Here is a 13,349-nt window from a genome sequence, read left to right as displayed (position 1 = left end):
TCAGGCGTCGTTGACTGGCTCGCCGAGCCGACGGCGGAACAACGTGGCCCACTTCCCGTGCAGGCCCGTCGCCCGCCCGTCGACCCTGGTCGCGGTGACCTCGGTGCCGGGCTCCTCCGCGGCCGTAGCCGCCGCGAGATAGATCGGTTGCAGTGCTTCGCCGCGTGCGGGGCGCGGCTCAGGCCACAGTCCCAACGCAGCGCACACTGACGGTAGCACCGCGTAAGCGGCCTGCGCGTAACCTCGGTCACTTGGATGGAAACGATCGGGTCCGAACATTTCTGTCGGATTTGTCGCGAACTCCGGGCCCAGGACGTCGGCGAACGCCACCGTACGGCCGCCGGCGTCCACCACCGCCACCGTCTGAGCCGCCGCGAGCTGCCGGCTCCAGCGCCGCGTCACCCAGCGCAGCGGCTGCGCGATGGGCCGCACGGTGCCGAGGTCTGGGCACGTGCCCACGACCACCTCGACCCCCGCGTCCCTGAGCCGCCGCACGGCCTTGGACAGATGTCGTACGGCGGTCGCGGGCGGCGTCTGCGTGATGATGTCGTTCGCGCCCACGAAGATCACCGCCAGGTCGGACTCCATCGCCAGCGCCACGTCCACCTGCTCGGCCAGCTCGGCCGAGGGCGCGCCGGACTTGCCCGCGACCACCAGGCGCACCGGACGCTCGGCGACCGCAGCCAGGCCGTTGGCGAGCAGGACTCCGGGGGTCTTGGCGGGGTCGGTCATGCCCAGGCCCACGGAGGTGGAGTCGCCGAGCATGGCCATTTTGAGTGGTTCGCCGGGAAACGCCCCGTACAGTCCGTCGGCGACGGGGCCGTCCAGCCCGTGGGGTCGGCCGATGGCCTTGCGGGCGAGCAGCCCTTCGGCGATCAGCAGCCCGTACGCCGTGGCTCCGAGAGCCGTGAGGCCGCCTCCGCCGAGTGCCGCCGCTGTTGCGATCTTCCGCGCCGCGCGCGCCATGCCAGCTGGCCAGACCACGTACGTGCCCTCCCCGGTCGAACTCGGCGGTAGCGTTTGCTTGAAAAGTAGCCGAGGGCCTGCCACCCCCACCGGACCTCGGCCGTCGGCAAGCTGATCAAGCTTCGGCAAAGAAGGTGAACACCTCGGTGCGCGTTTACGATTCCCTGGTCGACCTCATGGGGAACACCCCGCTGGTCCGGCTGCACAAAGTCACCGCGGGAGTCCCCGCCCAGGTGCTCGCCAAGGTCGAGTACTTCAACCCGGGGGGCTCGGTCAAGGACCGCATCGCGGTCCGCATGATCGAGGCGGCGGAGAAGTCGGGTGAGCTGCGCCCTGGCGGCGTGATCGTTGAGCCGACCTCCGGCAACACGGGGGTGGGGCTGGCCATCGTGGCCCAGCGCAAGGGCTACCGGTGCCTGTTCGTGGTGCCCGACAAGGTGGCCCAGGACAAGATCTCGGTGCTGCGCGCGTACGGGGCCGAGGTCGTGGTCTGCCCGACCGCCGTCTCGCCCGACCACCCCGACTCCTACTACTCGGTCTCCGACCGGCTGGCCCGCGAGGTGCCCAACGCCTGGAAGCCCGACCAGTACTCCAACGTCAACAACCCCGACTCCCACTACCACTCGACAGGACCCGAGGTGTGGGAGCAGACCGAGGGCCGGGTCACGCACTTCGTGGCGGGCATCGGCACCGGCGGCACGATCAGCGGCACCGGGCGCTACCTGAAGGAGGTGTCCGACGGGCGGGTGAAGATCATCGGGGCCGACCCCGAGGGCTCCGTCTACTCCGGCGGCTCCGGGCGCCCCTACCTGGTCGAGGGGGTCGGCGAGGACATCTGGCCGGCCACGTACGACACCGAGGTCTGTGACGAGATCATCGCGGTGTCCGACAAGGAGTCGTTCAACATGACCCGCAGGCTCGCCCGCGAGGAGGGGCTGCTGGTCGGCGGTTCCTGCGGCATGGCCGTGGTGGCGGCGCTGCGGGTGGCGGCCAAGGCGGCGCCCGACGACGTGGTGGTCGTGCTCCTGCCCGACGGCGGCCGCGGCTACCTGTCGAAGATCTTCAACGACGACTGGATGGCCGACTACGGCTTCCTGACCACCTCGTCCGACGAGGGCCTGGTCGGCGACGTGCTCGCGCGCAAGCGGCCGGGGCTGCCGGAGTTCGTCCACGCCCACCCCCACGAGTCGGTCGGCACGGCCATCGCGATCATGCGCGAATACTCGGTCTCCCAGCTCCCGGTCATGAAGGAGGAGCCGCCGGTCATGGCCGCCGAGGTGGTCGGCTCCATCGTCGAGCGCGACCTCCTCGAAGCGCTCTATCACGGCAGGCTCTCCTCCGACGACCCGATCGCCGATCACATGTCCGCGCCGCTACCCACGATCGGCAGTGGTGAACCTGTGGCGCGTGCGGTGGAAGCGCTGGAGAAGGCCGATGCGGCCGTTGTGCTGGAAGACGGCAAGCCCTCCGGCCTGCTCACCAGGCAGGACCTGCTCGCCTTCCTGGCCAACCACTAGGGCTTCATGATCGACTGGATCACGGTGCCGAGGCCCTCGCCGCCGCGGCCCTCGGCGTCGGCGCGCTCGAACAGCCGCCACAGCGCCGTCGGCACCGTGATCTCCACCCCGGCCTCCGCCAGCGCCTCCACGGCGTGGCCGAGGCCCACGGCCTGCATGTGCAGGGAGTTCAGCTCACCCGGATAAGACCCGGCCGCGAACTCCTCGGTCAGTTGCCCGACGAACCCCATGGGCCCGTCACCGCCCAGCTGGATGAACGTCTCCCGCGCGAACGGCAGGAACTCCTCCGGCGCCACCCCGGCCGTGCTCAGCAGCGCCATCGCGTGCATGTAGCTGGTCAGGCTGGACCAGAAGATCAGCAGCTGCGCCTGGTAGTACATCATCGCCAGGCCCTCGTCGGCCCCCACGTAGGAGACCTCGCCGAGCGCCTCCAGCACGGGCGCGTGCCGGTCGAGCACGTCCTTCTGGCCGCTGTAGAACGTGTACGCCCCCGGCTGCCCGATCCCCGGCGGCGGCACCATGATGCCTCCCGTGATCAGCGTGCCCCCGCGCTCCGCCACCCGGCGGGCCGCCGCGCGCAGCTCGCCGGGGCTGCCCGAGCTGAGATTGACCACCACCTTCCCGTCCAGCCGCGCGTCGCCGAAGCTGTCGTCCATCGCCTGGTAGCCGATCTGGCTCACCACCAGCAACTCGCCGTCCACCGCGTTCGCCGCCCGCCTGGCGCCCTTCGCCAGCAGCGGGTCTGCCTTGCTCGCCGTACGGTTCCACACCGCCACCTCGTGGCCCGCGGCCAGGAACGTCTCGGCCATCTTCGACCCCATCGGGCCCAGTCCCACAACCGTCACTTGACTCATGGACCTCACCATCGGGCCGGCCGCTACGGAATTCCTTCGGCTCCGCCACGGGTTGGCATGGACGTGCTGCGTTTCGAGGTTCTGGGGCCGTTGCGAGTGGTGGCCGGCGACGGCTCGCCGGTGCGCGTGGCCGAGCCCAAGGTGCGCGCGCTGCTGGCCGACCTGCTCGCGCACGGCGGCGGTCCCGTACCCGCGGACCGGCTGATCGACGACCTGTGGGGCGCCCGGCCCACTCGCAACCCGGCCGGCACCCTTCAGGCGCGCGTCTCCGAGCTGCGCCGCGCGCTCGGCGGCGCCGGCACGGTCGTGCTCGGGCCGGCCGGCTACCGGCTGGCCGCCTGCGACTCCGACGCCGGCCGCTTCGCCGCGCTCGTCGCCCGCCGCTCGGGCGATCCCGCCGCCCGGGCCGCCGAGCTGGAGGAGGCGCTGGGGCTGTGGCGCGGACCGGCCTACGCCGAGTTCGCCGACGACGGCTTCGCCCGCGCGGAGGCGGCCCGGCTGGAGGAGTTGCGCCTGGGGGCGCTGGAGGAGCAGGCCGAGCTGCGCCTCACGCTGGGCGAGCTGGTGGACCTGGGCGATCTGGTGGCGCGCCATCCGCTGCGTGAACGGCTGGTGGCCGCCCATATGACGGCGCTCTACCGGGGCGGGCGGCAGAGCGAGGCGCTTTCTGCGTACGGGGAGTTGCGGGGGCGGCTGTCGGAGGAGCTGGGGGTGGATCCTTCGCCCCGGCTGGCCGCGCTGCACCAGGCGATTCTGCGGCAGGAGCCGGGGCTTGGGGGCGCGCCGCGTACCAACCTGCCCGCGCCGCTCACGGAGCTGATCGGGCGGGAGGGGGATCTGGCCGAGGTGGGTGCGCTGCTGGCGGCGTCCCGGCTGGTGACGCTCACGGGTCCTGGCGGCGTCGGCAAGACCCGGCTCGCCCTCGCCGCCGCCGCGAACGTCCCGGCGCCGGCCGACGGGGTGTGGCTGGTCGAACTGGCCGGAGCGGCCGACCCGGCCGAAGCTCTCGCGGCCGTGCTGGGGGTGCGTGACGACGCCGTTGCTCCGCGCGGCGGCCGTGACTCCACGACCGCCGCGCGCGCGGACGTGACCGGTGGGTCTGGTGATGGCGCGGCCCCGTTCCGGGTGCGTGGTGAGGCGTCCGGTTCGATGGTGGAGCGGCTGGGCGGGGTGCTGGCGGGTAAGCGGGTGCTGATCGTGCTGGACAACTGTGAGCACCTGGTGGAGGCGGTGGCGGGGCTGGTGTCGCGGCTGCTGCGGGTCGCGCCGGGGCTGCGGGTGCTGGCCACGGGGCAGGAGCCGCTGGGGGTGACGGGCGAGCGCGTACGAGTGGTCGAGCCGCTGCCCGAGGCCGAGGCCGTGCGGTTGTTCACCGCCCGAGCGGACGTCCCGGCCGACGAGACCGTGGCGGCCGTCTGCCGGCGGCTCGACGGCATCCCGCTGGCCCTGGAACTGGCCGCCACCCGCGTGCGGGCGCTCGGCGTACGGGAGCTGGCCGCGCGGCTGGACGACCGGTTCCGGCTGCTCAACGCCGGGATGCGGGACGCGCCCGCCCGGCAGCGCACGCTCAGGGCGATGATCGACTGGAGCTGGGAGCTGCTGGGCGACGCCGAGCGGGTGGTGCTGCGGCGGCTGGCCGTGCACGCCGACGGGTGCACGCTGGAGGCGGCCGAGGAGGTGTGCGCAGAACCCGGCGTGGACGTGCTCGACACGCTGGCCAGGCTGGTGGACCGCTCGCTCGTGGTCCGGGTCGAAGGGCCCCGGTACCGGCTGCTGGAGTCCGTGGCGGCGTACTGCGTGGAGCGGCTGCGGGAGGCGGGGGAGCACGACCGGATCAGAGACCGGCACGCCCGCTACTACACGGCGCTCGCGGCGCGGGCCGACCTGCGGGGGCCGGGCCAGCGGGAGTGGCTGGCCCGGCTCGACGCCGAGAGCGCCAACCTACGCCTCGCGTTGTCGGGGGCGGAGGTGGTGCGGCTGGTCAACGCGCTGGCCTGGTACTGGATCCTGCGCGGGCGACTCAACGAGGGCCGCCGCTCCCTGACCGCCGCATTGCGCGCTGCCGCGTCCGGTGCCGGGGACGCGGACGGAGCCGCGGACCTGGATGGCGGCGCGGTTCGGGCTCGTGCGCGGGAGGTGGCGCGGGCGTCGGTGTGGCTGGCCGGGATCGAGTTGCTGATCGGGGAGAGTGCGCCGCCCGTACGGCGGGACGGGCTCGACGCGGCGGGGGTGGCACTGGCCGACTGGCTGCTGAGTCACGTGCGGTGGGCGTACGGCGATCACCAGGCGCATGAGGCGGCGGCAGACCGGGCGCTGGCGGCGTTCGAGGCGCTGGGGGATCGGTGGGGGGTCGCGGCGGCGCTGTGCCTGCGGGCCAAGCTGGCCGTCGGGCGGGCCGACCTGGCCGCCATGGAACGCGACGGGCGGCGGGGGCTGGCGTTGTTCGAGGAGCTGGGTGACGCCTGGGGCCGGATCGAGGCCATGGACGTCCTCGACCGGGCGGCCGAGATCAGGGGCGACTACGCCGAGGTCGTCCGCCTCAGGGAGGAGGGGCTGCGGCTGGCGGAGGAGCTGGGGATCGAGGTGTCGTTCAAACTGGCGGGGCTGGGCCGGATCGCGCTGCTGGCGGGTGACTACGCGCGGGCCGACGACTACCACGAGCGGGCCAGGGTGCTGGCGGTGGCGCAGTCGTACAAGTCGGCCGAGGAGAACGCCGTGCTCGGGCTGGGTATGAGCGCGCGGCGTCAGAGCCGGCACGAGGAGGCGGAGGCGCACCTGCTGTCCCTGCTGGACTGGCTGCGGGAGGTGGAGGGGACGCCCGGGGTGGCGTTCATCATGGCCGAGCTGGGTTTCACGGCCGAGCAGCGCGGCGCCGGCGCGGCGGCGCTGAGCCGGCATCGCGAGGGGTACGCCGCCGCCCGGGCCACCGGCGACCCCCGCGCGGTCGCGCTCGCCCTGGAAGGGCTGGCCGGGGCCCTGTCGCTGGCCCCTGAGCGCCGTACGGCCGGGGAGCAGGAGCTGGAGGCGGCCGGGCTGCTCGGGGCGGCCACGGCCATCAGGAGGGCCGCGGGGACGCCACTGCCCTCCGGCGAACGACTGGACGTGGACCGGATCCTGCGCCGCCTGCGCGCCGCCCTCGGCGAGCACACACTCGCCGACGCGCTGGCCTCAGGGGAGCGGGAACTCGGCGATCACTTCCCAGGCGCCCTCAGGGGACGGGCCTGCGTAGAGCCTGCCGCCCAGCGCCTCCACCCGTTCGCCCATCCCGACCAGGCCGAAGCCGCCGCCGAGCCGGCTCACCCGGGAGTCTGAGCCGGAGCCGAAGTTGCGGACGCGTAGCACCGTCATCCGCTCGAAGCGCCGCAGATCCGCCTCCACCCAGGCGGTGCGGGACGCGTGCTTGCGGATGTTGGTCAGGGCCTCCTGGAGCACCCGGTGCAGGGTCGTCATGACCTCGGGCGGCAACGTACGGTCGTCCAGCCCCTGGCCGATCTCGAACGCCACCTGCGGCCCCTCCGAGGAGAACCGCTCGGTCAGCATCCGCAGGTCCGCCAGCGTGACGCCCGGCTTCCTGGCCGCCTCGTCCTCCGCGCGCAGCACCGTGACCATGCGCCGCATCGAGGTCAGCGCCTCCGAGCCGGCAGACGCGATGGCGTCCAGCGCGGGAGCCACCGCGTCCGGCCGGGTCTCCGCGACCGTACGGGCGGCCTGGGCCTGCACCACGATGCCGGTGATGTGGTGGGCGACCAGGTCGTGCAACTCCCTGGCCAGCTCCAGGCGTTCGGCCCGGCGTACCGAGTGCACCGCCTCCATCCGGCGTTCCTGCTGGAAGCGCAGGTAGCCGCCCGCGCCGGCGGCCATCGACCAGCCCGCGAACAGGATGAACGAGAAGGCCAGCCCCGCCCCGCCGTAGTCGCGCCCGCTGCCCTCGATCATCAGCACGACCAGTGCCGCGATGGTCAGCATCGCCGCCCGGTGCACCGGCTGCACGTGCCGCAGCACCCCGATGAGCAGGACGAGCAGCGCGCCTGTCTCCGTCATGCCCGGCGCGCCGGCCGTCCCGGTCAGGCCGATCACCATCGACGAGACGAACGACAGGGCCAGCAGGACGCAGAAGCCCTCCAGCCGGTACCTGCGCCGCAGGATCACCGCCGCGATGCCGGCCGCGCCGCAGATGGGGACCAGCCACTGGAACGTCCCGACGGAGGTCGCGAGCACGAGGTCGATCGGCAGCATGAGGCCGAGCCAGCCGAGCATCGCCAGCTCGCTGAGCCGGCGGAGCCAGTACACGACCCGTTTCGAATCCCCCACGGCCCCGAGCCTAAGCCGGAAGTCGGACAAGTCGTATCAACCGTTCGGCCGAGGCGGCTCGCCGGAGACCAGCCCTTGAGTGGAGGCGCGCCGCCGGGTGCCTGGCCGATGCTGGATATGTCGGAAGGGGACAGAGAAATGGTTGCCATCGGGTTCGCGCTGCTGAGTCTCGGGCTGGTCGTCGCGGTACTGCTCGCGCTGGCCGACCCGGTGCTGCTCTCGCGCATCAACGGGGAAGAGGCGCAGGGCGGCAGCGGCCGGTTCGTCAAGGCGGACGTCGTACGGCTCCCGCCCCGGTCAGGCGGGGACCGGCGGGAGCCGAAGGCGGCCTGACCGACCCGGCTCGCGCGGGCATGGTGCGCGAGCCCCACGGGGGCCGTTGGGGACGGAACCCTCGTGAGCGGCCCGCGGTCCGATGGGGATCGGATCGCGGGCCGCACCCATCTTCGGCGAGCGGCCGGGGCTGCGGTGAGCGGGTGGGTCGAGGTGCGCCGGGCGCGGGGGTCAGGGGCCGCGGTGTGCGGCGTGCCAGGCGGACGTTCACCTGGGGCGGGGCCTGTAACGTTGCCTGTATGAGCAACGGTTTTGAGACGCTGGCCATCCACGCAGGTCAGGAGCCCGACCCCCTGACCGGCGCGGTGGTGCCGCCGATCTACGCCACGTCCACGTACAAGCAGGACGGCGTGGGCGGGCTGCGTTCCGGATATGAATACAGCCGCTCGGCCAACCCCACCAGGACCGCGCTCGAATCCGCGCTGGCCGCCGTGGAGGGCGGGGCGCGCGGGCTGGCGTTCGCGTCGGGGCTGGCCGCCGAGGACACCCTGCTGCGTACGGTGTGCAAGCCGCAGGACCACGTGATCATCCCCGACGACGCCTACGGCGGCACCTATCGGCTGTTCGCCAAGGTGCACGAGCGCTGGGGGCTCCACTACGACCCGGTCCCGCTGCACGACCTCGACGCCGTCGCGGCCGCGATGACGCAGAAGACCAAGGTGGTCTGGGTCGAGACGCCCACCAACCCGCTGCTCGGCATCGCCGACATCGCCGCCCTGGCCCAGCTCGCCCACGACAACGGGGCGCTGCTGGTCGTCGACAACACCTTCGCCTCGCCCTACCTGCAGCAGCCCCTCGCGCTCGGCGCCGACGTGGTCGTCCACTCGACCACCAAATACGTGGGCGGGCACTCCGACGTGGTGGGTGGTGCGCTGATCGCCGCCGACGCCGGGATCGGCGAGGAGCTGACCTACCACCAGAACGCGATGGGAGCGGTCGCGGGGCCGTTCGACGCGTGGCTGACGCTGCGCGGCCTGAAGACGCTCGGCGTCCGCATGGACCGCCACTGCGACAACGCCGAACGCGTCGTCGACCTGCTGCTCGCCCACCCGCGCGTGACCGACGTGCTCTACCCGGGGCTGCCTGAGCACCCCGGCCACGAGATCGCGGCCAAGCAGATGCGCCGCTTCGGGGGCATGGTGTCGTTCCGCGTGGCCGGGGGAGAGGCCGAGGCCGTCGCGGTGTGCGACCGGGCGAAGCTGTTCACCCTGGGCGAGTCGCTCGGCGGCGTGGAGTCGCTCGTCGAGCACCCGGGCCGGATGACCCACGCCTCCGTGGCCGGTTCGGCGCTGGAGGTGCCGTCCGACCTGGTCCGGCTGTCGGTGGGCATCGAGACCGTCGACGACCTGCTCGCCGACCTCACCCAGGCACTGCGCTGACGCGCCGGGTCAGGAGGGGACGACCATCAAGAAGAGGATCACCAGCCAGATCACGGACAGCAGCCCGCTGATCGCGGCGATCCTCCCGTTCTGCACCTTCGCGTCGTCGTCCGCGCTCTCGCTGGTGAGAGCCTGGACGGCGGTGCGCAGGTCGCGGTCGATGATGACGAGCAGCACGGCGGCCACGATGAACAGCGTCATCGACGCCGTCATGTACCACTTGCCGAGCACCCCGCCGCCCATGACCACGCCGAGCACCAGCCCGAACACGAAGACCCCCAGGCTGCCGAAGGCGTAGATCCTGGTGGTCCGCTGGATGAACTGCAGCGAGGGCACGTTCTTGGTGCGGATGGCGCGCGGCGCGGACATGGTCGCGGCGGTCACCGGCCCGATGGTGAAGACCGCGAAGACGATGTGCAGCCAGAGAAGCAGGGACGACATGCGGGAGAGACTAGTCCCCGACGATCTCGGCGGGGGACTCGACACTCTCTTTGCCTTCTCCGCCACAACGCAGGCACAGCTCCGTGGCCGCCACCGCGACGACCATGAGCACGATGAGGAGAACCGTGGCTATCATGGCTGCCCCTCCTTCCCCGTCTCGGACGTAAATATCGTCCGTAATGACTAGACGGCTGTGCAACGGAATAAGTTCGGCGCGGGTATGGTTGGGGACCGCCGCAATTTCCTTACCGTCTGGGCACAAGGGGGTGCCGTCCGTGGCCATCAGGCACGTCGAGCCTTACACCGACGAATGGCTGCAGCAGCCGTACGGCTACGTGCTGCAGGTTCGTGACCTGCTCGGATCCGAGGTCGTGGACTGGTGGAAGGGCCCGTGCGATCCGCGTGACGCCACGCTCAAGCTCGCCGACGGCACGGCGCTGGTGTGGGACGAGGAGAGCGGCTGGCGCCTCGGCGTCTTCGCCTCGGGCGGCCGTGGCCGGCACACCGAGCTGTCGGGCGTCGTCCGCTACCTGGGTCACGGTCTGCTGCCGAAACCGGAGCGCGTGGTGGCGGCGTTGCACGACGCGCGGGCGGGGGTGGGCGCGAGCTCGGCCTGGCGCCCCTGCTACCGCTCCCACCGCAACTGCCGCGACGGCTTCGACGTCGCCCTCGACTTCTACACCCGACTCGTGGACGCCTGAGCTCCTTCCCCCGGAGAGCTCTCTCCCGCCAGAGCCTCGTCCCGCCCCCGGAACCTCCTCCCGGCAGAGCCCCCTCCCGGCAGAGCCTTGTCCCATCACCGGCTCCCCGCCGGAGGCTGCTCAGTCCAGGCAGAACTCGTTGCCCTCCGGGTCGGCCATCACGATGAAGCCGCCGCTCATCGGGGGCTCGGGCTCGAAGCGGCGGGTTCTCGTCGCACCCAGCTTGACCAGCCGCTCGCACTCCGCCTCCAGCGCCGCCATGCGTTCGTCCCCCTCAAGCCCGGGAGCCGCGCGTACGTCGAGGTGGACGCGGTTCTTGGCCACCTTGTCCTCCGGCACCTGCTGGAAGAACAGCCGCGGCCCGGCCCCGTCCGGATCTTCTAGCGCCGACCTGGTGTTGCGCTGCTCCTCCGGTATGCCGGCTCGCTCCAGGAAGTCGTCCCACGCGGCCAGCGGATCGGCGCCCTCGGGCAGGTCGACGCCGGGAGGCCCTGGATGCACGTAGCCCAGCACGTCGCGCCAGAAGATCGACAGCCCTCGCGGGTCGTGGGCGTCGAAGGTGACCTGGATGGTGCGGCTCATCGATTCGTGCCTTCCGCGTTGTTCGAGTCGTTCGCGGTTTCCGTGGTTTCTGCGGTTTTCGTGGTGGGGTGGGTGTGCAGGTAGAGGTCGCGCAGCAGGCAGACCTCGGACAGGTGGTGGATCAGCTCGCGGTGGATGTGCAGCACCAGGTCGGCCATGGGGGCCTCGGGGTAGGGCTCCTTCTCGCCGACCGGGGCGCGCAGCTGCTCCTCACTCAGGCCGCGTACCCCGGCCAGCCACGCCTCCACCTCCGTCTCCAGTTGGCCGAGCGCACCGGCCGCGGTGCCGGCGTACTCCCAGCTCTCGTACGACGCCGGCGGCCCGCCGAAGTGGGAGGCGGTGCGGGCGGCGAGCACGCCGACGATGACGTGGCCGAGGCGCCAGGCGATCGTGGTGAAGGGCGCGGGGACCGGCTCGGGGAAGCCGTAGTCGATCGTGAAGTCCCCGGTGCCTGCCTGCACGGGCGCCGTCGAGTGCCCCCGTGGCCGCACGCTCCAGGCGTCCGGGACCGGTGACCAGAAGTACTCGTCGTCGGTGAGACCGTCGAACCGGCGGAGAAGATGGTGGTTCCAGTGCCACTCCAACTGCTCGCGCAGCGACCGGTTCCAGTCGAAGTCTGTTGCGTCCATGGCCCCACTCTGACACCACAGGCGGACAGGATCGGTCCGCTATCTCTGGCAGGCTATGGGCGTGGCGAACGGTGACGAGCGGGGTACGACGGAGCGAGTGCTCACCCTGCTCGGGCTGCTGCAGCAGCGCCAGGTCTGGACCGGCCCCGAACTCGCCGCCCGGCTCGGGGTGACCCCGCGCACGGTGCGGCGCGACGTCGAACGGCTGCGCACGCTCGGCTATCCCGTGCACGCCAGCCAGGGCGTCGGCGGCGGCTACCAGCTCGGCCGGGGCCAGGACCTGCCGCCGCTGCTGCTCGACGACGAGGAGGCCATCGCCACGGCGGTCTCGCTGCTGGCCGGCGCCGGTGGCGCGGTCGGCGGCGCGGGCGAGGCGGCGCTGCGGGCGCTGACCAAGCTCGACCAGGTGCTGCCCACCCGGCTGCGGCACGAGGTGCGGGCGCTGGCGGGCTCGGTGGAGTCGTTCGGCGGGGGCGGCCGTACGCTCATCGACCCCAAGACCCTGATGACCCTGGCCAGGGCCTGCCGGGACGAGGTCGAGGCCGCTTTCGACTATCCCTCGAGGGACGAGGTGCGGGCGCGGCGGGTCGAGCCGTACCGGCTGGTCGCCTCCGACCGGCGCTGGTATCTCCTCGCCTACGACCTCGACCGCGACGGCTGGCGCAACTTCCGCGTCGACCGGATGAGCGAGGTGTCCGCCAGGACCCGGCGCTTCCGCCCTCGGCCGGCTCCCGACGCGGCGTCGTACGTGCAGGAGAGCGTCGCCAGCCGGGTCTACCCGCACCAGGCCCGCTTCCTCGTGCACGCCCCAGCCGACACGGTACGGGCGCAGATCCCGGCGTCGGCGGCCGTGGTCAGGGCGCGGGGGAGCGAGCGCTGCGAGGTGACCAGCGGCGCCGCCAACCTCGACTTCGTGCTCATGCACGTGGTGCTGCTGGGTCACGACTTCACCGTGCTCGACCCGCCTGAGCTGGTGGAACGCAGCCGCGAGCTGGCCGCCAAACTGCTGTCGGCCGCAGGACCCCACGACGGTTGACCATGCGTGGCGCGTGAGCCGATCGCGGCGGCAGGTCGTGGAGCCCGCGGCAGGTGGTCGCCGGCGGCTGCTCGTGGAGCCTGCGGCGGGTATGGAGCGCCGGGATGCGCCGGGGTATGCCGTGGGCTTACTCGTGCAGGGTCAGCAGGATGTGCTCGTCGTCGCCGTGCCGCACCGTGCCGGTGCGCTCGAAGCCGAGGCGCTCCAGCAGCCGCACAGACGCCGTGTTGTCGTGGAAGGGGTCGGCGTAGAGCGGTCTGGTCTTCTCCGCCTGGAGGAAGAGGCCGAGCGCCCGCGTGCCGACGCCCCGCCCCCAGAACGCCCGCCCCATCCAGTAGCCGATGAAGCGCCGATCACCCTCCCACCACGCCACCAGGTTGCCCGCCAGCTCGTCGCCCACCATGATCGCCTGCACGTGGACGTCCGGATCGCCGAGGACCGAGGTGCGCCAATGCCGCAGGAACGCCTCGCGCTCCCGTGGCGCGAACCTCGACCGCCGCACCGCCTCCGGATCGTGCTCCTGCGCCAGGAACACCTCCAGGTCGGCCTCCACGACATCACGCAACCGCACGTCCTCGCTCATGGCGAGCAGTCTCGCAG

General features: G+C 72.3%; 13 protein-coding genes and 1 pseudogene. 6 read left to right on the top strand and 8 right to left on the bottom strand.

The features are described from left to right. Entirely contained in the window at positions 1 to 984 is a 984-nt protein-coding gene (locus AB0C27_RS38910; protein ID WP_357855109.1) for an SGNH/GDSL hydrolase family protein, read from the bottom strand. Positions 985 to 1,112: 128 nt separating this feature from the next. On the opposite strand from AB0C27_RS38910, the gene AB0C27_RS38905 reads away from it, so the two are divergent. Further along, on the top strand, positions 1,113 to 2,483 hold the full coding sequence (locus AB0C27_RS38905; protein ID WP_357855107.1) for a cystathionine beta-synthase: 1,371 nt from the start codon (positions 1,113 to 1,115) through the stop codon (positions 2,481 to 2,483). Here the strand turns inward: AB0C27_RS38905 and AB0C27_RS38900 are convergent. Beyond that, a complete protein-coding gene (locus AB0C27_RS38900; protein ID WP_357855104.1) occupies positions 2,480 to 3,337 on the bottom strand; it encodes an NAD(P)-binding domain-containing protein in 858 nt (285 codons plus the stop codon). The two genes, AB0C27_RS38905 and AB0C27_RS38900, sit on opposite strands and share 4 nt — an antisense overlap. Positions 3,338 to 3,394: 57 nt before the next feature. Between AB0C27_RS38900 and AB0C27_RS38895 the strand changes: the two genes are divergently transcribed. Next, on the top strand, positions 3,395 to 6,649 hold the full coding sequence (locus AB0C27_RS38895) for a BTAD domain-containing putative transcriptional regulator (RefSeq protein ID WP_357855101.1): 3,255 nt from the start codon (positions 3,395 to 3,397) through the stop codon (positions 6,647 to 6,649). On the opposite strand, the pseudogene AB0C27_RS38890 reads toward AB0C27_RS38895, so the two are convergent. Beyond that, positions 6,572 to 7,150: pseudogene (locus AB0C27_RS38890) on the bottom strand (histidine kinase); the annotation flags it as partial. The gene AB0C27_RS38895 and the pseudogene AB0C27_RS38890 sit on opposite strands and share 78 nt — an antisense overlap. Positions 7,151 to 7,786: 636 nt before the next feature. On the opposite strand from AB0C27_RS38890, the gene AB0C27_RS38885 reads away from it, so the two are divergent. Together AB0C27_RS38885 and AB0C27_RS38880 are read left to right on the top strand one after the other, a co-directional pair. After that, a complete protein-coding gene (locus AB0C27_RS38885; protein ID WP_357855098.1) occupies positions 7,787 to 7,981 on the top strand; it encodes a hypothetical protein in 195 nt (64 codons plus the stop codon). Between the two features lie 239 nt (positions 7,982 to 8,220). Continuing rightward, complete coding sequence (locus AB0C27_RS38880) at positions 8,221 to 9,360, top strand: cystathionine gamma-synthase (RefSeq protein WP_357855095.1); 1,140 nt, start codon at positions 8,221 to 8,223, stop codon at positions 9,358 to 9,360. 9 nt (positions 9,361 to 9,369) lie between these two features. Here AB0C27_RS38880 and AB0C27_RS38875 read toward each other — a convergent pair whose 3' ends face one another. Then, positions 9,370 to 9,801 carry a DUF2269 family protein gene (locus tag AB0C27_RS38875; protein WP_357855092.1) on the bottom strand — a complete coding sequence of 144 codons (432 nt, stop codon included), beginning with the start codon at positions 9,799 to 9,801 and terminating at the stop codon, positions 9,370 to 9,372. Positions 9,802 to 9,811: 10 nt separating this feature from the next. After that, entirely contained in the window at positions 9,812 to 9,937 is a 126-nt protein-coding gene (locus AB0C27_RS38870; RefSeq protein WP_357855089.1) for a hypothetical protein, read from the bottom strand. Between the two features lie 139 nt (positions 9,938 to 10,076). Between AB0C27_RS38870 and AB0C27_RS38865 the strand changes: the two genes are divergently transcribed. Further along, complete coding sequence (locus AB0C27_RS38865) at positions 10,077 to 10,502, top strand: DUF6292 family protein (RefSeq protein ID WP_357855086.1); 426 nt, start codon at positions 10,077 to 10,079, stop codon at positions 10,500 to 10,502. A 120-nt stretch (positions 10,503 to 10,622) separates the two neighbouring features. On the opposite strand, the gene AB0C27_RS38860 is transcribed toward AB0C27_RS38865, so the two are convergent. Beyond that, positions 10,623 to 11,084, bottom strand: coding sequence for a VOC family protein (locus AB0C27_RS38860; RefSeq protein WP_357855083.1), 462 nt, complete (start codon positions 11,082 to 11,084; stop codon positions 10,623 to 10,625). Next, positions 11,081 to 11,713 (bottom strand): DinB family protein, encoded by a 633-nt coding sequence (locus AB0C27_RS38855; RefSeq protein WP_357855080.1) that lies wholly within the window; start codon positions 11,711 to 11,713, stop codon positions 11,081 to 11,083. The genes AB0C27_RS38860 and AB0C27_RS38855 overlap by 4 nt, the downstream gene beginning before the upstream one ends. Before the next feature lie 55 nt (positions 11,714 to 11,768). Here AB0C27_RS38855 and AB0C27_RS38850 point away from each other — a divergent pair, with 55 nt between their 5' ends. After that, positions 11,769 to 12,749, top strand: coding sequence for a YafY family protein (locus AB0C27_RS38850; protein WP_357855077.1), 981 nt, complete (start codon positions 11,769 to 11,771; stop codon positions 12,747 to 12,749). A gap of 127 nt (positions 12,750 to 12,876) precedes the next feature. On the opposite strand, the gene AB0C27_RS38845 is transcribed toward AB0C27_RS38850, so the two are convergent. Further along, positions 12,877 to 13,332, bottom strand: coding sequence for a GNAT family protein (locus tag AB0C27_RS38845; protein WP_357855074.1), 456 nt, complete (start codon positions 13,330 to 13,332; stop codon positions 12,877 to 12,879). Positions 13,333 to 13,349: the final 17 nt, after the last annotated feature.

The sequence above is a fragment of the Nonomuraea sp. NPDC048882 genome (genome assembly GCF_040649755.1).
Lineage (GTDB): Bacteria > Actinomycetota > Actinomycetes > Streptosporangiales > Streptosporangiaceae > Nonomuraea > Nonomuraea maheshkhaliensis.
This window is presented reverse-complemented; position numbering and strand designations above follow the sequence as displayed.